The 21,634-nt window shown below is 63.8% G+C and carries 21 protein-coding genes; 10 read left to right on the forward strand and 11 right to left on the reverse strand.

Going from position 1 to position 21,634, the window contains the following annotated elements; genetic code table 11:
• Positions 1-17: 17 nt before the first annotated feature.
• A complete protein-coding gene (locus tag BLU74_RS10340) occupies positions 18-746 on the forward strand; it encodes an SDR family NAD(P)-dependent oxidoreductase (RefSeq protein ID WP_089767207.1) in 729 nt (242 codons plus the stop codon).
• Positions 747-761: 15 nt separating this feature from the next.
• Here BLU74_RS10340 and BLU74_RS10345 read toward each other — a convergent pair whose 3' ends face one another.
• From BLU74_RS10345 to BLU74_RS10355, 3 genes are all read right to left on the reverse strand, one after another.
• Positions 762-1,670 carry a DMT family transporter gene (locus tag BLU74_RS10345; protein ID WP_089767208.1) on the reverse strand — a complete coding sequence of 303 codons (909 nt, stop codon included), beginning with the start codon at positions 1,668-1,670 and terminating at the stop codon, positions 762-764.
• A gap of 120 nt (positions 1,671-1,790) precedes the next feature.
• The gene (locus tag BLU74_RS10350; protein ID WP_089767209.1) at positions 1,791-2,552 is read right to left on the reverse strand and encodes an ABC transporter permease; all 762 of its coding nucleotides are present in this window, start codon (positions 2,550-2,552) and stop codon (positions 1,791-1,793) included.
• An 18-nt stretch (positions 2,553-2,570) separates the two neighbouring features.
• Positions 2,571-3,641 (reverse strand): ABC transporter substrate-binding protein, encoded by a 1,071-nt coding sequence (locus tag BLU74_RS10355; protein ID WP_139175713.1) that lies wholly within the window; start codon positions 3,639-3,641, stop codon positions 2,571-2,573.
• Between the two features lie 228 nt (positions 3,642-3,869).
• On the opposite strand from BLU74_RS10355, the gene BLU74_RS10360 reads away from it, so the two are divergent.
• The 3 genes from BLU74_RS10360 to BLU74_RS10370 all read left to right on the forward strand — a co-directional run bounded on the left by BLU74_RS10360 (position 3,870) and on the right by BLU74_RS10370 (position 7,686).
• Complete coding sequence (locus BLU74_RS10360) at positions 3,870-4,664, forward strand: ABC transporter ATP-binding protein (protein ID WP_217635361.1); 795 nt, start codon at positions 3,870-3,872, stop codon at positions 4,662-4,664.
• A 1-nt stretch (position 4,665) separates the two neighbouring features.
• Positions 4,666-5,454, forward strand: coding sequence for an ABC transporter permease (locus BLU74_RS10365; RefSeq protein ID WP_089767212.1), 789 nt, complete (start codon positions 4,666-4,668; stop codon positions 5,452-5,454).
• 555 nt (positions 5,455-6,009) lie between these two features.
• Entirely contained in the window at positions 6,010-7,686 is a 1,677-nt protein-coding gene (locus tag BLU74_RS10370; RefSeq protein WP_089767213.1) for an aldehyde ferredoxin oxidoreductase C-terminal domain-containing protein, read from the forward strand.
• Positions 7,687-8,008: 322 nt separating this feature from the next.
• Here the strand turns inward: BLU74_RS10370 and BLU74_RS10375 are convergent, their stop codons facing one another.
• Positions 8,009-8,785 carry a 2-keto-4-pentenoate hydratase gene (locus BLU74_RS10375; protein WP_089767214.1) on the reverse strand — a complete coding sequence of 259 codons (777 nt, stop codon included), beginning with the start codon at positions 8,783-8,785 and terminating at the stop codon, positions 8,009-8,011.
• A 113-nt stretch (positions 8,786-8,898) separates the two neighbouring features.
• Between BLU74_RS10375 and BLU74_RS10380 the strand changes: the two genes are divergently transcribed.
• Positions 8,899-9,285, forward strand: coding sequence for a VOC family protein (locus tag BLU74_RS10380; protein ID WP_089767215.1), 387 nt, complete (start codon positions 8,899-8,901; stop codon positions 9,283-9,285).
• 17 nt (positions 9,286-9,302) lie between these two features.
• On the opposite strand, the gene dmpG is transcribed toward BLU74_RS10380, so the two are convergent.
• The 3 genes from dmpG to BLU74_RS10395 form a co-directional block, all read right to left on the reverse strand.
• Complete coding sequence (gene dmpG, locus BLU74_RS10385; protein ID WP_089767216.1) at positions 9,303-10,349, reverse strand: 4-hydroxy-2-oxovalerate aldolase; 1,047 nt, start codon at positions 10,347-10,349, stop codon at positions 9,303-9,305.
• Positions 10,342-11,286 (reverse strand): acetaldehyde dehydrogenase (acetylating), encoded by a 945-nt coding sequence (locus tag BLU74_RS10390; protein WP_089767217.1) that lies wholly within the window; start codon positions 11,284-11,286, stop codon positions 10,342-10,344. Before BLU74_RS10390 ends, dmpG begins: the two co-directional genes overlap by 8 nt.
• Positions 11,287-11,444: 158 nt before the next feature.
• Positions 11,445-12,929: an aldehyde dehydrogenase family protein gene (locus BLU74_RS10395; protein WP_089767218.1), complete on the reverse strand. Its 1,485-nt coding sequence runs from the start codon at positions 12,927-12,929 to the stop codon at positions 11,445-11,447.
• 194 nt (positions 12,930-13,123) lie between these two features.
• On the opposite strand from BLU74_RS10395, the gene BLU74_RS10400 reads away from it, so the two are divergent.
• Positions 13,124-13,909: a 2-keto-4-pentenoate hydratase gene (locus BLU74_RS10400; protein WP_089767219.1), complete on the forward strand. Its 786-nt coding sequence runs from the start codon at positions 13,124-13,126 to the stop codon at positions 13,907-13,909.
• Between the two features lie 167 nt (positions 13,910-14,076).
• On the opposite strand, the gene BLU74_RS10405 is transcribed toward BLU74_RS10400, so the two are convergent.
• Positions 14,077-15,054, reverse strand: coding sequence for an amidohydrolase family protein (locus tag BLU74_RS10405; protein WP_089767220.1), 978 nt, complete (start codon positions 15,052-15,054; stop codon positions 14,077-14,079).
• Between the two features lie 86 nt (positions 15,055-15,140).
• Positions 15,141-15,908, reverse strand: coding sequence for an IclR family transcriptional regulator (locus BLU74_RS10410; protein ID WP_089767221.1), 768 nt, complete (start codon positions 15,906-15,908; stop codon positions 15,141-15,143).
• Between the two features lie 289 nt (positions 15,909-16,197).
• On the opposite strand from BLU74_RS10410, the gene BLU74_RS10415 reads away from it, so the two are divergent.
• From BLU74_RS10415 to pyrI, 3 genes are all read left to right on the forward strand, one after another.
• A complete protein-coding gene (locus tag BLU74_RS10415; protein WP_089767222.1) occupies positions 16,198-17,448 on the forward strand; it encodes a Glu/Leu/Phe/Val family dehydrogenase in 1,251 nt (416 codons plus the stop codon).
• Between the two features lie 96 nt (positions 17,449-17,544).
• Positions 17,545-18,483, forward strand: a complete 939-nt coding sequence (gene pyrB / locus BLU74_RS10420) for an aspartate carbamoyltransferase (RefSeq protein WP_089767223.1) — start codon at positions 17,545-17,547, stop codon at positions 18,481-18,483.
• The gene (gene pyrI / locus BLU74_RS10425) at positions 18,480-18,950 is read left to right on the forward strand and encodes an aspartate carbamoyltransferase regulatory subunit (protein WP_089767224.1); all 471 of its coding nucleotides are present in this window, start codon (positions 18,480-18,482) and stop codon (positions 18,948-18,950) included. Before pyrB ends, pyrI begins: the two co-directional genes overlap by 4 nt.
• Positions 18,951-19,331: 381 nt before the next feature.
• On the opposite strand, the gene BLU74_RS19485 is transcribed toward pyrI, so the two are convergent.
• The gene (locus BLU74_RS19485) at positions 19,332-19,460 is read right to left on the reverse strand and encodes a hypothetical protein (RefSeq protein ID WP_281241842.1); all 129 of its coding nucleotides are present in this window, start codon (positions 19,458-19,460) and stop codon (positions 19,332-19,334) included.
• Between the two features lie 91 nt (positions 19,461-19,551).
• On the opposite strand from BLU74_RS19485, the gene BLU74_RS10430 reads away from it, so the two are divergent.
• Positions 19,552-20,388 carry a hypothetical protein gene (locus tag BLU74_RS10430; protein ID WP_089767225.1) on the forward strand — a complete coding sequence of 279 codons (837 nt, stop codon included), beginning with the start codon at positions 19,552-19,554 and terminating at the stop codon, positions 20,386-20,388.
• Positions 20,389-20,572: 184 nt separating this feature from the next.
• On the opposite strand, the gene BLU74_RS10435 is transcribed toward BLU74_RS10430, so the two are convergent.
• On the reverse strand, positions 20,573-21,631 hold the full coding sequence (locus BLU74_RS10435; protein ID WP_089767226.1) for a mandelate racemase/muconate lactonizing enzyme family protein: 1,059 nt from the start codon (positions 21,629-21,631) through the stop codon (positions 20,573-20,575).
• Between the last annotated feature and the right edge of the window lie 3 nt (positions 21,632-21,634).

The following is a 21,634-nucleotide window of genomic DNA, read 5'->3' on the forward strand; positions in this document are numbered from 1 at the left end:
AGGCGTTCTCCCACCTGATGTTCACAGACCAGACCGCGGTCGTGACCGGTGCTGCGACGGGGATCGGACGAGCCATCGCCGAGCGTCTCGCAAGCGACGGCGCGCACGTGATCGTCGTCGACGTCGCCGACGGATCTGAGACGGTCCAGCAGATCGAAGCCGCCGGCGGGAGCGCCGCCTACCGCGAGGCCGACGTCACCGACGAGGACGCGATGGCGGCCGTGTTCGATGGCACTGACGTCGATATCCTGGTCAACAACGCGGCGTACTACGCACCGCTCGTTACCGACAAGAAGCGCTTCGACCAGATCAGCGCCGACGAGTGGGACACCGTGATGGCAGTCAACGCCAAGGGGCCGTTTCTCGCGGCAAAGCACGCACTCGAGGATCTCTCCGGTGGCGGTCGCATCGTCAACATCTCCTCCTCGGTGGTGACGATGGGCGTCCCGGGGTTCCTGCACTACGTCGCCTCGAAGGGGGCCGTGCTCTCGATGACGCGAGCGATGGCGGCCGAGGTGGGTGACCTGGACGTGCGAGTGAATGCGGTGCTGCCGGGCTACACGTGGTCGGAGGCCTCACAGCAGGCCGGCGAGGCATACTTAGCAGACTACGTCGAGAAACAGGCGCTCGATCGTGTGGTGAAACCGGACGACATCGCGGGCGTCGTGACCTTCCTCGCCGGCCCCGACAGCAGCGCGATGACGGGACAGGCGATCAACGCCGACCCCGGACTCTCCTACTACTGAGGGGCGGATCCGCCATCAACTCAGGAGCGTCACGCCGATGGCTCCGCCGACCGCGACGAGCGCCCCGAGGACGAGCCGCGGGGTGATCCGTTCGAGGTCGTCGCTCACGAAGAAGACGGAGAGGAAGATCACCACGAGCGGGCTTGACTGCACCAGCGGCACGACGAGCGAGACCGGCTCTACCTCCAGCGCGCCGTAGTACCCGAGCAGGAAGACGGTGTTCGCGAGACCTGCACCCACGAGCCACGGGAGTTCCTCGCGCTCGACCTCGCGGAGATCCGGGATCCCTTGCGTCCACCACAGATACACGAGGAAGCCGAGCCCGGCGCTGACGGTCTTCACTGTCAGCCCCGTCAGGACTGCTGCACCCTCGGCGAATCCGAGTTTGGCGAACGTCGGTTCGATCCCATAGAAGAACGCCGCGGCGAAGGGGAACGCGAGGCCGACGTACCCCGTATTGCCCGCCGTCTGGCCGCCCCGACCGTGTTCGTAGGTGATGATCGCGATCCCGGCGACGATGGCGATCATCGAGACCAAGTGGCCGGGCGAGACGACCTCGCCGAGCACCACCACAGCCACCAGCGAGGCGTGCAGCGGCTGTGAGGCCTTGATCGGTTCTGCCCGGCTGGAGCCGATCCGTTTGATCCCCTCGAAGTGCATCGCTCGCCCGACCATCGTCCCCAAGAGCCCCGCCGCGGTGAAGGCGGCGAGCGAGCGCAGCGTGAGTTCCTGCAGCGGTGAGCCGAGGACGAACGCCGCTGGCACGAGGGCGAGGATATTCACCGCCAGGACGATCACGAGCGCGTCAGATGAGTCGCTGGTGATCGTCCCGTAACGGATCGACAGCGACTGCACCGCGAGCGCGCACGCCCCGAGCACCGCAAGGAGGACGCCGACGCTGAACACGTCACCGACGGGCGTCATATCGTGGCTCCCTGGCTCGATCTGCCCGAATCGGCGGAGTGGCCGAGGCAGTCGATACGCGCGCTGACCCCAACTGAAGATACCGAGACGGCGGCGAATACTCGCACGATCATCACGGGATCAGCGCCACTTCATCAGTCGGTGTTCAGCAGCGCGAAGGCCTTCCTGAGCGAGGATGATGAGTAACACCGGGATGAGAACCCACCCGAGAAGCAGGTCGACGCGTTGCTGCTGGAACCAGTAGTTGACCATATAGCCGACACCCGAGCCCGCACCGAACACCTCCGCGATGAAGAGCACCTTCCAGGAGACGACCAGACCCCAGTACATCGACGGGAAGAGGTACTCAAGCACCTGCGGCAAGAGGATGTCGCGATACTTCTGCAGGGTACTCGCCCCGAAGAAGTCCGCCATTTCGGTGATCTCGGGGTCGAGTTCCTGGGTCCCCTCCCACATATTCAGGATGACGAAGGGGACGCCGACGATCACGACCGTTAGCACCGGGACCCACTCGGAGATGCCGATCGCGATGATGAGCGCGAACGCGACGGCGATGGCCGGGACGGACAGGCCGAGAACGATCCACGACCGAAGGAACGCTTCGGCGTCCTCGCGGAGGCCCATCGCGGTGCCGACGATCGTGCCGACGACGACCGAGATCGCGAAGCCCGCCAACAGCCGGCGGAAGGTGTCCGTGACATTTCCCCGATACGTGCCGAACTGTGGGTCCGAGATCACCGTCTGCGTGGCGGTGAGCAACTCCGGGATACTGGGAAACACGTAGTAGGCGAAGAACTGCGAGGCGACCTGCCAGGCGGCCAGTAGCACGACGGCCACGAGGGCCTTCTTACCGAGGTTTCTATCAGTAATATAAGATTTCATTAGAACGATGGCCAGCCGCTACAGCGGATTCCGGAGCAGTTCGTCCTGGGCGGGTACTTCGTCGACGAACTCGTACTGGTTCATCAGTTCGATGAACTGCCAGGTGGCGTCCCGGTAGCCCGAGTCCCACCCGCCGCGGAAGACCTGCTCGTCGTTGGCCCACTCGTCGACCACGTCGACCTTCGCTTGGGTGTCGACCGAGGCGGTCTCGCCGTACTCCTCGAGGATGGAGACGGTGTTCTCGCGCCAGTGGGTGGCGGCTGCCTCTGCGCCGCGAAGGAGTCCCGCTGCGGTTTCGGTGTTGTTGTCGTACCAGTCGGAGTACGTGAACCACGCGGTGAGCGGCAGCGTGTACCCCGCGCGCTCGCGCCACATCGCGTTCAGTTGCGAGAGCCGACGGTAGGTATCCGGCTGCGCCTCCATCGTGATGGTGAGGCCGCTGACGTTGATCACCCCATCGACCTGTTCGTCCGTGAGCAGGCCGAGGAGCGCCGGCGGCGCCGCCGTCGTCGTCTCGAAGTCCTGACGCATTCGGAGGCCCGATTCCTCCGCGACGACCGCCTGGAACGCTTGAACGGTCGAGGACCCCCACGACCAGACGCCGATCCGCTGGCCTTCGAGGTCGCTGATCGACATATAATCGCTGCTTTCCCGCGTGTACAGCGCGTTGATGCTCTGGAGGCACCCGTTCCAGCCGAACGTTACGAGGTCTTCGCCCTTCAGGTAGTTACTCACGTAGGGCATCATCGACACCATATTGACGTCGACTTCACCACCGGTGAGCGACTGGACCTGTGCGCCGAAGGGGGCGTAGTCGACTGTCAGGTCGATGCCCTCGTCCTCGAAGACGCCGTCGTCCGTGGCGGCCTCGTACATCGGGTAGTGAATCGTCCCTTCGGGGAGGAGGATGCGGACCGAGGTCATCCCACCGTCGGCTGACCCCATCGTCGTGGCCGTGGAATCGCTCTCGGTCGCCGTCTCCGTGCTCTCGTCACCGTTTCCGTCGCCGCCTCCACTACATCCGGCGAGTCCGGCAACGCCGACCGCACCCGTGCCGGTAATAAAACGCCTTCTGGTAACACGATGCATACATCGACCACCATAGTCTATGGTAATAAAAATACCGGGAACGTTTATGATAGATCCATCGGCTCTCGACACTTCTGGACCTTGGCCCGCGGCACCGGACGGGAGTCGCCCGGGGCTATGGAAAGATTATTATGATCCTCACGTCTTTCGCTAACTGTTCACACGATCTATGTTCCGAGACCATCCCCGCACAGCTATTCTCCTGCGGAACCCCGGAGGGCGATGATGATGGCAGCCGAAGAACGATCTGTATCGTCCGAGACCACGGGCGAGACCCTCGAACTCCGTGACATCGTCAAGCACTATCCCAGGCCCGGGCAGGGTCGCATCCAGGTGCTCGACGAAGTCGATCTCGACGTCGAATCCGGCGCGTTCGTCTCGCTGCTCGGTCCCTCTGGCTGCGGAAAGACCACGCTGATGAACGTCATCTCGGGGCTCGTCGAACCCACCGAGGGGACGATGCGGCGCGGCGGCCGCGACGTCACCCCCAACGATCTCTCCCTCGGCTATATCTTTCAGGAGCCGCGCCTGCTGGACTGGAAAACCGTCGCAGGCAACATCGAGTTCGCGCTCGAAGCCCGGGACGTGCCGGAATCGGAGTGGGACGAGCGGGTAACCCGGTACCTAGAGATGGTCAATCTCGACACGGAGGGCGATAACTATCCCACACGCCTCTCCGGGGGGATGAAACAGCGGGTGGCCATCGCACGAGCGCTCGCGATCGAACCCGAGATCATCCTGATGGACGAACCGTTCAGTAGTCTCGACGAGATCACGGCCCGCGACCTCCGGCAGGAGTTACTCGACATCTGGCAGCGGGAGCAGAAGACGATCCTGTTCGTCACTCACGACATCAACGAGGCCGTGTTCCTCTCGGATTACCTCTATATGATGAACTCCAACGGAAAGATGTTCGCCCGGCGGAATATCGGAATCGACCGGCCGCGCCAGTACGACGACCCCGAAATCGCCCAGCGCGAGGCGGAACTGTACAGAGAGTTCCACGAGCACGTGGTGGAGTGAGATGAACCGAACGCAGCGATTCGGGTACGGCGTGGCGTCGATCGCGACCCTTCTCGCCATCTGGTACGCCGGCGGGATCACCTACCCGGAGGTCCTCCCGGGACTTCCGGAGACGGTGGATTCGCTCGTTACGGTGTTGACGACGCCGGGACCGTACGATCATATGTTCTACTTCCACGTCTGGAAGACGATCGAGATGCTCTTCGCGTCACTGATCGTCTCGATGATCCTGGGAACACTTCTGGGGATCGCGCTCGGGCGGAGCGAAACGCTCGAGAGCACCATCTCGACGTGGATCTACGCCTGGCTCGCGATCCCATCGCTCGTGATCGTCTTCATCTCGGCCATCTGGATCGGGTTCAACGCGAGCAGCGGGTTCTTCGCGGTCCCAGTCGTCATCACACCCTTCGTCGCACTGAATATGTGGGAGGGCGCACGGAACCTCGATTCGGACCTCGCCGAGATGGCGGAATTCTTCGGCGCGGATCGGGTGCAGATGTTCACCGACATCATCGTCCCCCAACTCGCACCGTTCCTGTTCGCGAGCTTCCGCTCAGCCCTCTCGATCGGGTGGAAGATCACGCTACTCGTCGAGGCGTTCCTCCTCACCCGCGGTGTCGGATTTATGTTCCGACGGTACTTCGATCAGTACGACCTCCCGACGATGATGAGTTGGCTCATCATCTTCGTGGTCTTCCTGATCGTCGTCGAATACGGCGTCCTCGCACCCCTCCACGAGCGCGTGATGCGGTGGCGACCCGACGCCGAAGGCGTCCGCGTGACTGAGTGATCGGCCATAGGGTGCGCCACCGATTATAGCGGCCCTTATTTTCAAAACGAAAATAAACGACTGGCAGGAGTGTCGCTCTCTCCCGATGATGGAAACGAACTGCCCCGACGTCCGGTGGAACGTATCCATTTGCTAAGGCTGACAGAGAGAACGGCCGAGAAACGCAATATACAACTACTTCATATATTATCTACAATTATCTAGTATTGTGTAGGAACACAGAACGGATTCTTATTCTAGGCTATAATAAACCGAGAGAAACAAGATACAATTATTCCTCGGAATTTTCAGAAGTAAAACGCGAGTCTCCGATCGTCAGGGCGCGGGGGACAGTGCCCCACGGAGACGGTGGGAGCCGGACTGTCTGTCGGTCGAAGTGTACCGAGCGATGGGGGCAGCTTCAGAGTACACGCACCCTCGCTGCGCTCGTGCGAACGCCGCCATCGGCGTCGATCCACCCGTCGCCCGCTCCACAATCCGCCGCGCTGTCGGGTGAATGTGCGCTGCGGCGCCGTCTGCGAATAGTTTTTGTATCGGGTTATGCATACGTATAGTATGCTCCACGCGACAGGATCACTCTTGACCATCGACGTCGGTGACCGGGAGACGGAGACGACCACCATCGACGAGGAACTCGAGGAGTTCATCGGCGGACGGGGGATTTCGACGAAGTTGGCGCACGACCGAATCCCGTTCGACGCCGACCCGCTCGGCCCGGAGAACCGGGTCTATCTGGCCGCCGGACCGCTCCAGCAGTCCGATATGAGCTTCACCGGCCGGATGAATATGACGGGGCTCTCCCCACTGACCGACGGTATTCTCTCTTCGAACGCTGGCGGCTATCTCTCGCGGAACTTCGTCGGCACTGGTCACTCCGTAGTCGAACTCACCGGGGCGAGCGACGAGTTGCTGGCCGTCCACGTCACTGACGAGGGCATCGAATTCGAGACGGTTTCAGCGCTCGAAGGCGCGACGGTTCCGGAAGTCACCGAGGAGATGAACGAGCGGCACGGACTCGAGAGCGAAAATCTCGTCACCATCGGGCCGGCAGGCGAGAACGAAGTCCGATTCGCCTCGGCGATGACCTACGACGAGCGCGCGTTCGGCCGCGGCGGCCTGGGTGCGATCCTCGGATCGAAGAACGTCAAGTGCATCTCCTTCGCGGGCGACTCCGCACCGGAGCTCGAAATGCCGAACGAGGATATCCAGATGGACGTCCACCGACAGGCGGCCACGAGCGACGACATCTTCCGCCGACAGGGGACGACCCACCTCGTGCAGGTCCTCAACGACAACTTCTCGCTGCCGTCGCACTACTTCGCCGATCAGTCCTTCGAGGGCGTCGAGCAGATCAACGGCGACCGCGTCGAGGAGAAGAAGTACAAGAAGGCGGCCTGCTCGGTGTGCGCCTTCGCGTGTAAACTCCCGACTCGCGACGAAGCGACCGGACTGGAGACCGAGGGACCGGAGTTCGAGACCATTATGGCGTTCGGGAGCAACTCCGGCGTCGACGACATCGTCGACATTATGAAGTCCAACGATATGTGCGACGACCTCGGGATGGACACCATCTCCTGCGGCAACACGATCGCCGCATACCTCGCGAGCGAGGACGAGTTCGGCAACGTCGAACTGATCCACGAACTGGTCGAGAAGATCGCCCACCGCGAGGGTATCGGCGATACGCTCGCTGAAGGCATCGACCGGGCCCACGAAGAACTCGGCGTCGAGAACTGGACCGTGAAGGGGATGGACTTCGCCGCCCACGACGGGCGCGTCGTCCACGGACAGGGCCTCTCGTACGCCGTCGCCAACCGCGGTGCGGACCACATGTACTCGACGGTGATGATTCCGGAGTACAACGACGTGATCCCCGCCGAAGGCACTAGCGGCAAAGCGGACTTCATCATCGATCACGAGAACCGCAACGCCGTCCGCGACAGCGCTGTCCTCTGTCAGTTCGGGCTGGGTCGGGTCATCGAAGAAGAGATCTTCGAGGCGCTGTTCGGCACCGACTACGAGGACCTGCTGGCCGTCGGTGACCGCGTGGTGACCCTCGAACGGCACTTCGCGAACCAGCGTGGCCGCGACGCCGAGGACGACCGCCTCCCGTACGACCTCCCGGACCTCGACTCGTCGATCCAGGAGTACTACGACGCACGCGGGTGGACCGACGACGGACACGTCCCCGGCGACCTCGTCGCGGACTTCGCGCAAGCGGCCGACGACTGATCGGGATCGAGCGGGGAGTGAGAGCTGCCATACTTCGACCGTTGACGTCGGTTAGCGGGTGACAGACCAGACAATTTCGAGATGGTGTACTCTCCGGCTGCGGCCGTTTGAACGGACGGGATTTCGAGGTACTCGGTAGCCTCTTTTTCACCGAAGTCGATTACTCACCATTCGAGCCGCCGAAAGATCACCGGGTATCCCAACGCGCCCCCGGGACGGCAATCACCAGCGAACACACCGGAGTCCAGTCGCTCCGTCCCGGGATCGGTGGGTCAGGACCGTCTGATTGGGCCGGAGTTCGCGCCGAAGCCCCCCATCGGCCCTACTCACTCAACCGGGCGTTCACCGTGCCGATCGACGTGAACTCGACCGAGATCACGTCGCCGGGCGCGAGGTCGACGGCGGGCGTCAGCGACCCGCTCAGCACGATGTGGCCCGCCTCGATCGTCTCGTCGAGATCGGCGAGCGTGTTCGCGAGCCACGCGACCGACCGGGCCGGGTGATCGAGGACCGCCGCCCCGACGCCGGAGGATTCGAGCGTGCCGTTCTTGTACAGCTTCACGCCTTCGAGCGAGAGGTCGGTCTCGGGGACGCTCGTCCGTTCGCCAGCGACGTACAGCGCCGAGGAGGCGTTGTCGGCGATGGTGTCTTCGATGCGGATGTCCCAGTCGCGAACGCGGCTGTCGATGACTTCGACGACGGGCAGAACCGACCCCGTCGCGTCGAGGACGTCCAGGTAGGTCACCGGCGGTTCCAGTGGCTCGTCGAGGATGAATCCGATCTCTGGTTCGACTCGCGGCTGCAGGAGCTCTTCGCTCGGGATCTCGCGGCCTTCGACGAACATCGTATCGAGGAGGCGGCCGAAGTCGGGTTCGTCGACGCCCAGCTGTTCTTGAATGCCGTCGCTGGTGAGTCCGACCTTGTGACCGACGACTTCCGCTCCGTCGTCGAGGCGACGGTCGATCAGCCGGGTCTGGATGTCGTACGCGTCCGAGATCGAGAGGTCGTATTCGGCCGTGAGCCGGTCGATCGGCGACTGTTCACGGAGCGCCGTGTACAGCGATTCGGCCAACTGGTCGCGGGTGTCTGCTGTGACCATACCAACGCTATCCGGCGGGTCGTCAAATAGATTGGTGTCCTGTCGTCGTCCGACTGTCCCCCGCGCCGTCGTCGATCCCCGAGATTTATGTCGCCGCCTCGCGCCGTACCGGTATGGACGTCATCCACAGCGCGATCTGGATATCGGACATCGAGGAGACGCTTGACTTCTACGTCGGGGCCCTCGGACTCGAGAAGACCAACGAGTTCGTCGGCGGCGACGGCGCGACGAACCTCTACGTGCGTGGCGATGGTGCGGCCGAGATCCAGTTCAAGCACAAGGAGGACCACGACCTCGGCGAGGCCACTCGGAGTCGGTTCGACCACCTGGCACTCGAGGTTGACGACACCGACGCGGAGGTCGAACGACTCCAAGAAGAGACGGACACGGAACTGCTCCGTGGCCCGCTCGATTCGACCGGGGCGAGCGCCCGTGTGGCGTTCATCACCGACCCCGACGGTCACATGATCGAACTGGTCGAACCGCGCGACGACCTGTAAAATCTGCAGCGCGCCGCTCAGTCGTCGGAGGCCGCTTCCGCGGCGGTTCCGGCGTCGCGGTCTTCTGCGAGACGCGCGGCGACGTCGGTGATCAGGTCCTCCTGACCGCCGACGACTTCCATCTCGCCCAGTTCCACCAGGATCTCGCGGGGGTCGATGTCGTACTTCTCGCCCACGCGACGGGTGTGCCGCAGGAACGAGGAGTAGACGCCCGCGTACCCGAGCATCAGCGAATCGTTGTCGAGTTCGGGCATCTCGTCGTCGGAGATCATCGGGACGAGGACGTCCTCGGCGGCGTCCATCACGCCGAAGAAGTCCGGGTTGATATCGTAGCCGGCCTTGTCGAGGACGCCGACGAGCACCTCGATCTGTGCGTTACCCGAACCGGCGCCGAGGCCGCGGAGACAGCCGTCGACCGTGGTTGCGCCGGCGTCGAGTGCTGCCAGCGTGTTCCCGATACCGAGTCCGAGGTTGTTGTGGGCGTGGTAGCCGACCTCGATATCGAGTTCGTCGGCGAGCAGGCCCACGCGGTCGCGCACGTCGCTCGGCAGGAGGGCACCCGCAGAGTCCATCACGTACACGGCGTCAGCGCCGTACTCCTGCATCAACTCGGCCTCGTGGAGGATCCGCTCGGGCTCGGCCATATGTGAGAGCATCAGGAGCCCATTGGCTTCCAGTCCGCGATCCTTCACGTAGGTGAAGTGATCCTCCGAGATGTCGGCCTCCGTGACGTGGGTCGCGACCCGACAGATGTCGGCCCCGCGATCGATCGCCATATCGATCTCTTCGACCGTCCCGATGCCGGGCAGGAGCAGCACCGACAGTTCCGTGTCGTTCAGTTCGGGGACCACGGCGTCGAGGTACTCCTCGGTGTCGGCCGCGGCGAAGCCGTAGTTGATCGACGAGCCGCCCATCCCGTCGCCGTGGGAGACTTCGACGACGTCCATGTTCGCGGCGTCGAGCGCCGCGGCGACGTCGGCCATCTCCTCGGGGGTGAACTGGTGATCGACGGCGTGCATCCCGTCGCGGAGGGTCATATCGACCATCCGGACCTCGTCAGTCATCGCTGACACCTCCGGCGACGTCGGCCTCGATCGATTGCTCTGCGACCCGTTCTGCTGTTCCGAGTGCTGCGCTCGTCATAATGTCTAGGTTGCCTGCGTACGGGGGAAGGTGCTGCCCTTCGCCCTCGACCTCGATCATCGTCGTGAGGATGATCGAATCGCCGAGGTCGAAAGCGACGTCGTCCTGCGCTTTGACTTCCGGTTCCAGCGTGATCTCGTAACCGGGGACGTCCGACTGTACGTCGGAGGCGACCTCGTCGACCGAGTCGCGGACCTCGTCGACGTCGGTGGACTCGTCGACCATCGTGTAGACCGTGTTCCGCATCATAATCGGCGGTTCGGCCGGGTTCAGCGTGATGATCGCCTTGCCGTCCTCGGCGCCGCCGACCTCCTCGAGGCCCGCGGCGGTCGTCTGCGTGAACTTGTCGATGTTCTGTCGCGTTCCCGGGCCGGCGCTCTTCGAGGCGATGTGGGACGTCATCTCCGCGTACTCGACGCTCGAAACCCGATCAACGGCGTGTACGATCGGAATCGTCGCTTGGCCACCACAGGTGACCATATTCACGTTCTCGTGACCCTCCGCGACGACGTCGTCGGCGTTGACCACGGGGACGGTGTAGGGACCGATCGCCGCGGGCGTGAGGTCGACTGCGAACAGCCCGAGATCCTCGTACACGGGCGCGTGCTGTTCGTGGATGCCCGCACTCGTGGCCTCGAAGACGAGATCGAACTCGTCGGCGTGCGCTTTGATGCTGTCGATGCCCTCGGTACCGACGTCGACGCCCTCGTCGACGGCGGCCTGGAGCCCATCGCTCTCTTCGACCGGGAAGATTCCGACCATCCGCTGGAGGTCGATGTTCTCCCCCCGGTCGAGAATCTTGTACATCAGGTCGGTGCCGATGTTACCCGGACCGACGATCGCCGCGTCTAACGACATAGTGATAAGTACGAAACTACCGTACAAATAACTTCGCCTACGGACCCGTTGACGGCCGCGACTGGGGCCGATCTCGGCCGCGACTAGCGGATGCGACTCCCCGACGGCCGTCGGTCAGCGACGAACTCCGGGCGGGATTCTGCGGTTCGCGCTGTGCCTCAGAAGAGGTAGTCGCGGGGCTCGCGCTGCACCGACGTCCACTTCGTCTCGGTGAACTCGTCGATGATCCACTTGCCGTTGTACCGGCCCATCCCCGAGTCTTTCATCCCGCCGAACGGAACGTGCGGTTCGACGTTGACCGTCTGGTCGTTGACGTGGACCATCCCGGCGTCGATCTGGTCGGCCACGTCGCGTGCGCGACCGCGGTCCTCGGAGTGGACAGACGCTGCGAGTCCATACTCGGTGGCGTTCGCGAGTTCGACCGCCTCCTCGTCGTCGCTGAAGGGAATCACGGGTGCGATGGGACCGAAGTGCTCGTTGCAGGCGGCCGCCATATCGTTCGTGACATCCGAGAGGACGGTCGGTTCGACGAACAGGCCGTCGGCCGCACCACCGGCTTCGAGCGTGGCTCCTTGCTCGAGGGTCTCTTCGAGGTATGCCATCATCTCATCGCGCTGGTCCTCGTTGATGATGGGACCGATGACGACGTCGTCGTCGGTGGGATCGCCGATCTCCAGCGATGCGGCGCGATCGGCGAGTCGCTCGACGTACTCGTCGTAGACGGACTCGTGAACGAGGTGGCGGTTGATGGAGATGCACACCTGTCCCTGGTTCCAGAAGGAGCCGAAGGTTCCCGCGGCGACTGCCTGATCCAGATCGGCGTCCTCCAGAACCACGTGGGGATTGTTGCCGCCGAGTTCCAGCGCGGGGAAGGCGAAGTGATCGACCGCGTTCTGGCCGACGAGTTGGCCGACCGGCGTCGATCCCGTGAAGGCGATCACGTCGCTGTCGGGATGTGCAGCGGTCCGATCGCCGGCCTCGCTACCCTTGCCGGGGACGACGTTGAGGACGCCGTCGGGGAGACCTGCCTTCTCGAAGAGTCGCGCGAGAAGGAGTCCGCCCGAGATCGACGTCTCTCGGGCCGGCTTGAGGACGACGCTGTTACCAAGAGCAATCGCGGGCGCGACTGCGCGGATCGAGAGCTTCATCGGGACGTTCCACGGGGAGATGACGCCGACGACGCCGACGGGTTCTTTCTGGATGATGTTCTCCTTCCCGGGGATCTTCGATTGGTTGTGCCCGCCCGAAGACCGGAAGGCGAAGGAGGCGGCGTCGTGGACGAAGGTGACCGTCCCGCCGTGTTCGATGTCCTGTCGGGGCTTCGCCGCCCCGCTCTCGACTGCGAGGATTTCGCGGATCTCGGCCTCGTACTCGTCGATCAGGTCTGCCGTCCGACGGATCACCGCGGCGCGCTCGTCGGGCGTCGTCTGTTCCCACTGTTCTTGTGCCTCGACAGCGGCCTCGTAGGCGTCGTCGACGTCCGCGGCCGTCGCCGCCGGGACCTGTGTCACGGTCTCGCCGTTGGCCGGGTTCGTTACGTCGAGTTGCGCTCGGTCGCCGGGCGCCACCCACTCGCCGTCGATGTAGAGGGCGTTCCAGAACGCGTCGATAGAGATGTCCTGGGCTACCTCAGCTTCTGACATACAAAGCGTAGTACGGGATAGGAGAGTAAAATGGTGTCGCCACCGGAACCAGTTACTGAGTTGGATTAATCGGGATAGATGGAAGGACATTCGCTTACGTCTCGCGGGGCGATCGCAGGAAGGAGCGGAGTGTGCCCGTCCGCGGCGTCCGTTGTCGAAAGTATAATCAGTGCACCAGCGAACGTAGAGGGTGTATGCCACTCAGCCAGGACGAAATCGACGACCTCGCGACGCGGCTCTATGAAGCCTACGACACCAAGGAACCGATCCCGCCGCTGAGCGACGACGCCGAACTCACCACCGAAGAGGCGTATCAGATCCAGTTCGAGGTATTCGACCGACTCAGCGCGGCCGGCCGCGACGATGTCGTCGGCCACAAACTCGGCCTCGTCAGTGAGGCGAAACAGGAGCAACTCGGCATTCCGGAGCCGATCTTCGGATACGTGGCCCACGAGACCGTCCTGGAGAACGAGCCGATCCCGACCGACGAGATGATCGCCCCCCGGATCGAGGCCGAAATCGGTGTCGTCCTCGACGAAGATCTCGAACCGCCGGTGACGACGACTGACGTACTCACCGCGACTCGGGCGGTCGTTCCCGTCGTCGAGATCCTCGAGAGCCGATTCCAGGGATGGGCGATCCCCTCGGCGCAGGACGTCATCGCGGATCTGACGTCCGCGGGGAAGGTCATCGTCGGCGAACAGCACCGGGACGTCACCGATCTGGACCTGAAGATGGAAGGCGTCGCCGTCTCGGTCAACGGCGAGGTCGAAGCCACCGGCATCGGTGCTGACATTATGGGGAACCCGGCACGGCCCGTCGCCTGGCTCGCCGAGCGTCTCGACGACGTCGACGACCACCTCCGCGCGGGCGAACTCGTGATGACCGGCGGCATCTCGGCTGCGATCGACATCGAACCCGGAGACGTCTACCACGTCGAGTTCTCGAACCTCGGATCGATGGAGATTCGGGCGGAGTAACGGCCGCGTTTTCACATTCGAAACACATCCTGTATAATTGCTATCTCTGCGGTCTTCGATCGCACAGATTGAAACGATATCTCTGCCAGTAGAGAAACCATAACATTTGTACGTCTGTTTGTCATTCCCCGGAGGCCCGGCAGCGAATTTCGAGTGTGAAAACGGATCTACTCGATCAGTTCGTAGAGGTTGCCGGCGAAGATGTCCTCGCGGGCCTCGGTGCCGACGTTCATCTCCTCGACGGCGTCGATAGTGACCTCGACGGTGCGGCGACCGCGCTCGGGGCTGAAGGGGTAGTCGGTCCCGAAGACGAGGTTCCCGTCGTTGAAGAAAGTCTCCGCGCACTCGAGTGCGGACGTCGACCCCGAGACCGCGGCGTCGGCGTAGAACTTCTTGAAGTACTCCTCGGCGGGTCGGGAGAGGTCTGCGGCGTTCTCGTGGAACTCCGGATAGTTCTCGGGGTAGGCCTGTCGCTGCTGATAGAACATCTCGATGCGGCTCCCGTAGTACGGGACCATACCGCCGCCGTGGTGTGAGACGATCTTCAGGTCCGGGTACTCCTCCATCACACCGCCGAATACGAGCCGAGAGAGCGCGAGCGTCGTATCGAACGGCCAGCCGAAGAGGCGGTGTTCCATATACTCGGAGGCCCAGTCGTACCACTCCCAGAGCTGTGGGTGGATCCACAGCGGCGTGTCCGTCGCCTCGGCGTCCGCAAAGAGCGGCCAGAACTCCTCGTGATCGAGCGGCTTGCCGTCCACGTTCGAGAAGATCTGTACGCCCTTCATATCGAGGTCGTTCACACAGCGGTCGAACTCCGCGAGAAACGCATCACTCACTTTCGGGAGTGTCGCCACCGGAATGAAGTCGTCAGGATGCTCGTCGGCGAGCCGTCGGACCTCGTCGTTCGCGAGTTTGGTGATCTCTAGAGCTAGGTCGTGGTCCATTCCCTGGAACAGCGTCGGGAGTGCGAGGGTGATGACCTGTTTGTCGACGCCGTAGTCAGCCATATCCTCCTTGCGGCTCTCGACGTCCCAGAGGAACTCGGGACGTCCGGAGAGTCCCTGGAAGCCGAACCGATCTGTCAGTTCTTCGAAGAAGTGCTCCGTCAGGATGTGGGTGTATCCGTCGACGATTTCCGGCATACGTAGGTACTACGCCGGACCGTAGTCATAATTGTTCTCACTGTGGTGCGTGCCCTCGGAGTGGTCGCCGCGCCGTCCGCCCCGGCTTACTGTCGGGCATACTTGATATCGAGTGCGAGTTCGTGGGCGGTGCTCTCGACTTCGGCGGTGATGTCGTCGTCGAAGCCCGCGTTCCCCAGCCGCTTCGTCGGCGCGGAGATGCTGATCGCACCCAGCACCTCGCCGCCGAGGTTGACCGGCGCACCGATGCAGGTGAGCCCCTCGGTGCGCTCCTCGTCGTCAGTCGCGTAGCCCCGTTCGTCGATCTGGGCCAACTCCTCGAACAGTTCCTCCCGGTCAGTGATGGTGTTTTCAGTGGCCTTCGGGAGTCCCCACTGATCGATGATCTCCTCGACACGCTCGCGGGGCAGGGACGCCAGGATGGCTTTCCCGATCCCGATGTTGTGCAGCGGGAGGCGGAATCCGACGTGGGTGTCGAGGTTGACGGCGTACTGCCCCCGGGACTGGTAGAGGTACACCGCTCGGCCGTTTTCCTCGGTCGCGAGGTTCGCCAACATTCCGGTATCGTCCGCTAACTGGTCGATCTTCGACCGCCCGTGGCGGTACAGCGACGACCGGCTCCGGACGTGCCCCCCGAGCGAGAGAAACTTGAGGCTCAGCGAGTACTCGTCGCCGTCCTTCTCGACGTACCCGTGTTCGCGGAGCGTGCTGAGGTGGTTGTGAATCCCGCTCTTGCTCATCTCCAGTCGGTCTTCGAGTTCGCTGAGGCGGAACCCGTCGTCGGTGTCTAACGTCTCGATGAGTTCGAGCGTCTTCTCGGTCGTCCTGACGGGGTGATTCGCCTTCTTTGTCATACCGTTTCGAAGCAGCAAGAGACACTTACATTTTCGGTATGAAAACCAGTCGGAGAGAACCGGCCAGAGAGAAACAGCTACAAATTTATTAATCGACATAGTACTTTGATTCTCAAGAAAATTGGCAACACGTAGCTTCACGCAAATACAATATAGATAAGATTTAAACTATATAGTAATTGTAATCGGCGCGCTTGTATACCAATCGATGCCTGGACTGGAAACACGGTGAAGGGGCACGGAACGAGGATTCACCAGTTGTTAAAATGCTACCGACGGAAGTTCGTGTATGGCCGAGGTCAATCCGTTCGAGAGTTTACAGGAACAGGTCGACGATGCGGCGGCGTATCTCGATGTCGATGACGACATCGTCGAGCGACTGAAACACCCAGAACGCGTTCTGGAACTGAATCTCTCGGTGACGATGGACGACGGGTCGCTCGAACGATTCAAAGCCTTTCGCTCGCAGTTCAACGGCGACCGCGGTCCCTACAAGGGCGGCATCCGGTATCACCCGGGGGTCACCCGCGACGAAGTGAAGGCGCTCTCCGGGTGGATGGCCTACAAGTGCGCGGTCGTCGATATCCCGTACGGAGGCGGCAAGGGGGGGATCGTCGTCGATCCCGGCGAGTACTCGACGACGGAACTCGAACGGCTCACGCGGTCGTTCGCGACCGAACTGCGGCCGCTGATCGGCCCCGACCGCGATATTCCCGCGCCCGACGTGAACACGGGCCAGCGCGAGATGAACTGGTTCAAAGACACCTACGAGACGCTGGAACGGACCACCGCACCGGGCGTCATCACGGGGAAAGCGATCTCCTCGGGCGGCAGCGCCGGGCGCGTCGAAGCGACGGGTCGCTCGGTGATGCTGAGCGCCCGCGAGGTGTTCGAGTATCTGGATCGCGACATCGAGGGGGCGACCGTCGCCGTTCAGGGGTTCGGAAACGCCGGTTCCGTCGCCGCGAAACTCATCGACGACCTCGGGGCCACAGTCGTCGCCGTCTCGGACTCCTCGGGCGCGATTTCCGATCCGGACGGACTCGATCCCCGCGAGGTGAAGGCGTACAAGGGCGAGACCGGCGCGGTCTCGGGATACGGCGAGACGGAGGCGATGACGAACCAGGAACTGCTCACTCTCGACGTCGACCTGCTCGTGCCGGCGGCGCTGGAGAACGCGATCGACCGCGACACCGCGACGAACGTGCAGGCCGACGTGATCGTCGAGGCTGCCAACGGGCCGCTGACTCCCGACGCCGACGACGTTCTCGCCGAGAGCGACGTCCACGTGGTGCCCGACATCCTGGCGAACGCCGGGGGCGTGACCGTCTCGTACTTCGAGTGGGTCCAGAACCGCCAGCGGTTCGGCTGGACCGAGTCACGGGTGAACGACGAGCTCGAAGCCGTCATCACCGACGCGTTCGACGAACTGGTGACCGCGTTCGACACCTTCGAGGTGCCAGATCTCCGGACGGCCGCGTACGTCGTCGCGAGCCAGCGGATCATCGAATCGTATCGAGAGGGCGGTAACTGGCCCTGATCGGCGATTGCGGGTCGGGCTCAGTTCTGTGCGGACAGCAGTCACACCGGCGTCGACCCGAGCCATTCAAGTTCGTTCCCCCCGGGGACGTACACGATGCGTCAGGACCACCTCATCTCCGCGACTCAGCTCTCGCGGGCCGATATCGAGGCGGTGCTCGACCGCGCAGCGGAGATCGACGCCGACCCGGGGGCCTGGGAAGGGCGCCGGCGCGGCGAGATTCTCGGCCTCTGTTTCTTCGAGCCGAGCACCCGCACGCGGATGAGTTTCGACACCGCGATGAAGCGTCTGGGGGGCCAAACGATCGATATGGGCTCGGTCGAATCCTCGTCGGTGAAGAAGGGCGAGACGCTCGCCGACACGATGCGCGTCGTCGAGGGGTACGCCGACGCCCTCGTCCTCAGACACCCGCTCGAGGGCTCGGCAAAGATGGCGACCGAATTCGTCGACGTTCCGCTCGTCAACGCTGGCGACGGGGCGGGACAACACCCGACACAGACGCTCTTGGACCTCTACACGATGCGAGAGAACGCGGGACTCGACGACGTCACGGTCGGGATTATGGGCGATCTGAAGTACGGGCGGACCGTTCACTCGCTGGCGTCGGCGCTGACGAACTTCGACATCCGACAGCACTTCGTCAGTCCCGAGAGCCTCCAGCTTCCACGGAGCGTCCGCTACGACCTGCACGAGTCTGGCGCGCAGGTCCGTGAGCACACCGAGCTCGGCGAAGTCCTCCCGGACCTCGACGTCCTCTACGTGACCCGCATTCAGCGCGAGCGCTTCCCCGACGAGAACGAGTACCTGAAAGTGGCCGGCGAGTATCAGATCGACACCGACGACCTCGAGGCGGCCAAGGACTCCCTGACCGTGATGCACCCGCTGCCCCGCGTCGACGAGATCGCCCCTGAGGTCGACGAGACGACCCACGCGAAGTACTTCGAGCAGGCACACAACGGGGTCCCCGTCCGAATGGCGCTGCTGGATATGCTCCTCGAGAACGCGCAGACAGACACGACGGGAGGAGACGAATGAGCGACACCGATCGCGAACTCCGCGTCTCGAAGATCCGCAACGGGACCGTCATCGACCACCTCGCTGCCGGCCAGGCCCTGAACGTCCTCGCGCTGCTCGGCATCGACGGTTCCGGCGGCGAGGGCGTCTCCATCGGGATGAACGTCCCGTCGGACAAACTCGCGAAGAAAGACATCGTGAAGGTCGAGGACCGCGAGCTGAGCCAGTCGGAAGTGGACGTCCTCTCGGTCATCGCCCCGGAAGCGACGATCAACATCATCCGCGAGTACGACGTCGTCGACAAGAAGCGGATCGACCGACCCGACGCCGTCGCCGGCGTCCTCTCCTGTCCGAACCGAAACTGCATCACCAACGCCGAGGAACCGGTCGCGACCCGGTTCGCCGTCCTCTCGGACGGACTCCGGTGTGACTACTGCGGAGAGATCGTCCGCGAGGACGAGGTGGCCGAACACCTCGACGTCACCTGATCAGACGGAATCCGACTCGACGCGGTTCGATCCGGTCCCGGCCTCGTCGCTGTTCCGCTCCCCGGCGAGATGGGTTGTTGATCTGACCGCGGTCGTGTGCGCCCGGCCAGCACCGACAGGAGTTCACCACAGCGGAGGGAAACCACTTTGTACCGAGACGCTGTACCCTCGGGTATGTCCGGAAAATCAAAGTTCATCCTGGTACTGGCCCTCATCGCACTCGTCTACTTCGTCGTCTCCGGCGGCGAGGACCCCGTCGAGGTCGAAGTCGACGACGAATAACTCCCGGAACCTCGGGCGGTCCCCACACACCGCCCTGCAGTTGCGCTCCGGACGCCAGCCTGACGCGGCGTCCGCAGGCCACGCTTCTTTAGCTTGCGATCAGTGCAGTCCCTTCCCTTCGACTTCACACGCCGGCGAGCAGTACCCGTTCGTGGCAGCGTTGGCGTCCGGGAGGGCTGCGAACGATTCGCCACAGGCCGTACACTCGTAGGTCTCGAACTCCGACATACGACCGTGCCTTCTCACCCGAGCGAAAAGAACGTTCCTGCGTCCGACGAGCGAGCGAACGGTTGATACCGCTCGGCCCGAAACGGCGGGTATGTACGGTGTAGTCACGCGGAACGCCGAAGAAGTCGACTGGGGCGAATTCGACGTCGGGTTCTACGAAGTCAAAGACGTCACTGGGCGCGCCGCGGCCCCGCTCTCGAACGCGGTGAATATGGTCTCCTGTTTCGGTGACAACGCGGCCGCGGAGTCGGATCCGGACCTGGTCCCCGTCGATGCGGACGGACAGTTGGCCACGCGCGACCGCCGGTACTTCGATTGGTCCTACATCTGTCCCACGAACGAGGAGTACCGCGCGGGGCTGCTCGAAATCGTCGAAGACTGCGCCGAGGAGAACGACCCCGTCAGACTCGACGACGTCGGATTCCCGCGCGAGGGATTCTGTCACTGCGAGCGCTGCGAGCGCCGCTTCGCGGAGAGCGACCGCGACGAGTGGTTCGCGTGGCGCGCCGACGAGATCACGGCGTTCGTCGCGGCCGCGGCTGATCGGATCCCGGGCGAGGTACATCTCACGCTGTACCCGGATCCCTACGAGGGCCACCTCTACCGTCGCGCCGGACTCGACCTCCCGGCGCTGGCCGATCACGTCGACGAATTCGTCGTCCCGCTCTACGACACGCACTACGGGACGACCTACTGGCTCGAGACGATCGCCAAGGGGTTCCAGAGCCGGCTGGACCCGCTCGATGCGACCTTTTCGGTCGAACTGTACGCGGTGGACGTCGATCTCGACGACCTAGTCGGAGCCGCGGACGTCGCCGAGCAGTACGGCGAGAACGTCTACTTCGGCTACGACGCTAGCAACGCCGCGGCGGCGATCCGTCGGAAAGGAGCCGACAGCCGCTCGGGTGCCACCCATCGGCCCGAGTGAGCCGCCGAGTCAGATCGCCCCAGCGAGAAACGCGACGACGACGATTCCACCGACGAACACCAGGCCCGCGAAGACGAAGAGTCCGGTCAGCAAGCGCCGTTGTTCCGGCGTCGGGTCTGCCATAGGTCTCCTTCGGTCGGAGCGGATAATAATCTCGCGCCCGGGTTCGGGCAGCGCGTAGCCCTCACCTCCGTCCGCTATCGGCGTCGAACCGGAGCGAATCGAACGCGCCGCCGGCCAGACCGGCCCCATCGGGAACAGTCAGTCGTCCCCGTTCGACCGGTGCCGGATCCGGAGCCAGATCGCCCTCGAGCAGGCTCCCGGTCGCCAGTCCGCAGGCCCGCGGCGTCGGGAGCACGGCCGCGACGTGCAGCGCGGCGGTCCGGGCCACGACGGCGTCGATCGTCGTCGTCACGACGGTCGATACGCCGTGCTCGGCCGCGTCTGTGGCGACTGCGAGCGCCCGCTGCGGCCCGCCGAGAACCATCGGCTTGCAGATCACGACGTCTGCCACGTCCTGCTCGAGGACCGCGTCGGGACCGACGGCCGCGAGGGACTCGTCGAGCGCGACGTCGACGCCCCGGCCGCGGAGTTCGCCGTGGGCACTCACGTTAGCGGCCGGCAGTGGCTGTTCGACGGACGCGAGATCGAGCGCCGCAGCGACGTCGAGAAACCGCCGGGCTTCGTCCAGATCCCACGCTCCGTTGGCGTCGGCTCGGAGCTCGACGTCGTCGCCTGCGGCCGCCCGCGCCGCCCTGATTCGATTCAGATCGGCGTCGACCGACCGGGCACCCACCTTTATTTTCACTGCGGGGTAGCCGGCCTCGACGGCCTCGCGCGTCGCCGTCTCTGTCTCAGCGACCGAGCCGTCGCCCACGGTCGCGTTGACCGGCACGGTGTCCGCCGGAGCCGGGCGATCCCCGTCGGAGGACTCGGCCACCCCGTCGGCGAGCAGCGCTGCGAGCGACACGTCTGCGCTCCGCGCGGCGGCGTCGAGTCGGGCGAGTTCGACACCGTGGTGAGCGGCCGGTGTCGCCGGCGTGACTCCGCTGGCGCTGTCGCCGCTCAGCGCGTCAAGGCACTCGTCATCGCTCTCGGTCCACCCGGGAAGCGGTGTCGCCTCGCCGAGTCCGACCGCGCCGTCCGCCTCGATCCTGACGAGGTACCCGCTCCGGCGCTCGATGGGCCCCGACGCGGTTGCCAGCGGCGACGACAGATCGAGGGAGAAGGGGGTGACGTCCATCGG

Origin of the sequence: Halobellus clavatus (genome assembly GCF_900107195.1) — an archaeon.
Taxonomy (GTDB): domain Archaea; phylum Halobacteriota; class Halobacteria; order Halobacteriales; family Haloferacaceae; genus Haloquadratum; species Haloquadratum clavatum.

Excerpts from the sequence above, each read along its gene's own strand:
- BLU74_RS10430 (WP_089767225.1), top strand. The coding sequence starts at position 19,552 with ATGTACGGTGTAGTCACGCGGAACGCCGAAGAAGTCGACTGGGGCGAA.
- BLU74_RS10390 (WP_089767217.1), bottom strand. The coding sequence starts at position 11,286 with ATGTCGTTAGACGCGGCGATCGTCGGTCCGGGTAACATCGGCACCGAC.
- BLU74_RS10400 (WP_089767219.1), top strand. The coding sequence starts at position 13,124 with ATGCCACTCAGCCAGGACGAAATCGACGACCTCGCGACGCGGCTCTAT.
- BLU74_RS10405 (WP_089767220.1), bottom strand. The coding sequence starts at position 15,054 with ATGCCGGAAATCGTCGACGGATACACCCACATCCTGACGGAGCACTTC.
- BLU74_RS10350 (WP_089767209.1), bottom strand. The coding sequence starts at position 2,552 with ATGAAATCTTATATTACTGATAGAAACCTCGGTAAGAAGGCCCTCGTG.
- BLU74_RS10340 (WP_089767207.1), top strand. The coding sequence starts at position 18 with ATGTTCACAGACCAGACCGCGGTCGTGACCGGTGCTGCGACGGGGATC.
- BLU74_RS19485 (WP_281241842.1), bottom strand. The coding sequence starts at position 19,460 with ATGTCGGAGTTCGAGACCTACGAGTGTACGGCCTGTGGCGAATCGTTC.
- BLU74_RS10395 (WP_089767218.1), bottom strand. The coding sequence starts at position 12,929 with ATGTCAGAAGCTGAGGTAGCCCAGGACATCTCTATCGACGCGTTCTGG.
- dmpG (WP_089767216.1), bottom strand. The coding sequence starts at position 10,349 with ATGACTGACGAGGTCCGGATGGTCGATATGACCCTCCGCGACGGGATG.
- pyrI (WP_089767224.1), top strand. The coding sequence starts at position 18,480 with ATGAGCGACACCGATCGCGAACTCCGCGTCTCGAAGATCCGCAACGGG.
- BLU74_RS10360 (WP_217635361.1), top strand. The coding sequence starts at position 3,870 with ATGGCAGCCGAAGAACGATCTGTATCGTCCGAGACCACGGGCGAGACC.
- BLU74_RS10410 (WP_089767221.1), bottom strand. The coding sequence starts at position 15,908 with ATGACAAAGAAGGCGAATCACCCCGTCAGGACGACCGAGAAGACGCTC.
- BLU74_RS10370 (WP_089767213.1), top strand. The coding sequence starts at position 6,010 with ATGCTCCACGCGACAGGATCACTCTTGACCATCGACGTCGGTGACCGG.
- BLU74_RS10415 (WP_089767222.1), top strand. The coding sequence starts at position 16,198 with ATGGCCGAGGTCAATCCGTTCGAGAGTTTACAGGAACAGGTCGACGAT.
- BLU74_RS10355 (WP_139175713.1), bottom strand. The coding sequence starts at position 3,641 with ATGCATCGTGTTACCAGAAGGCGTTTTATTACCGGCACGGGTGCGGTC.
- BLU74_RS10345 (WP_089767208.1), bottom strand. The coding sequence starts at position 1,670 with ATGACGCCCGTCGGTGACGTGTTCAGCGTCGGCGTCCTCCTTGCGGTG.
- BLU74_RS10380 (WP_089767215.1), top strand. The coding sequence starts at position 8,899 with ATGGACGTCATCCACAGCGCGATCTGGATATCGGACATCGAGGAGACG.
- pyrB (WP_089767223.1), top strand. The coding sequence starts at position 17,545 with ATGCGTCAGGACCACCTCATCTCCGCGACTCAGCTCTCGCGGGCCGAT.
- BLU74_RS10365 (WP_089767212.1), top strand. The coding sequence starts at position 4,666 with ATGAACCGAACGCAGCGATTCGGGTACGGCGTGGCGTCGATCGCGACC.
- BLU74_RS10375 (WP_089767214.1), bottom strand. The coding sequence starts at position 8,785 with ATGGTCACAGCAGACACCCGCGACCAGTTGGCCGAATCGCTGTACACG.
- BLU74_RS10435 (WP_089767226.1), bottom strand. The coding sequence starts at position 21,631 with ATGGACGTCACCCCCTTCTCCCTCGATCTGTCGTCGCCGCTGGCAACC.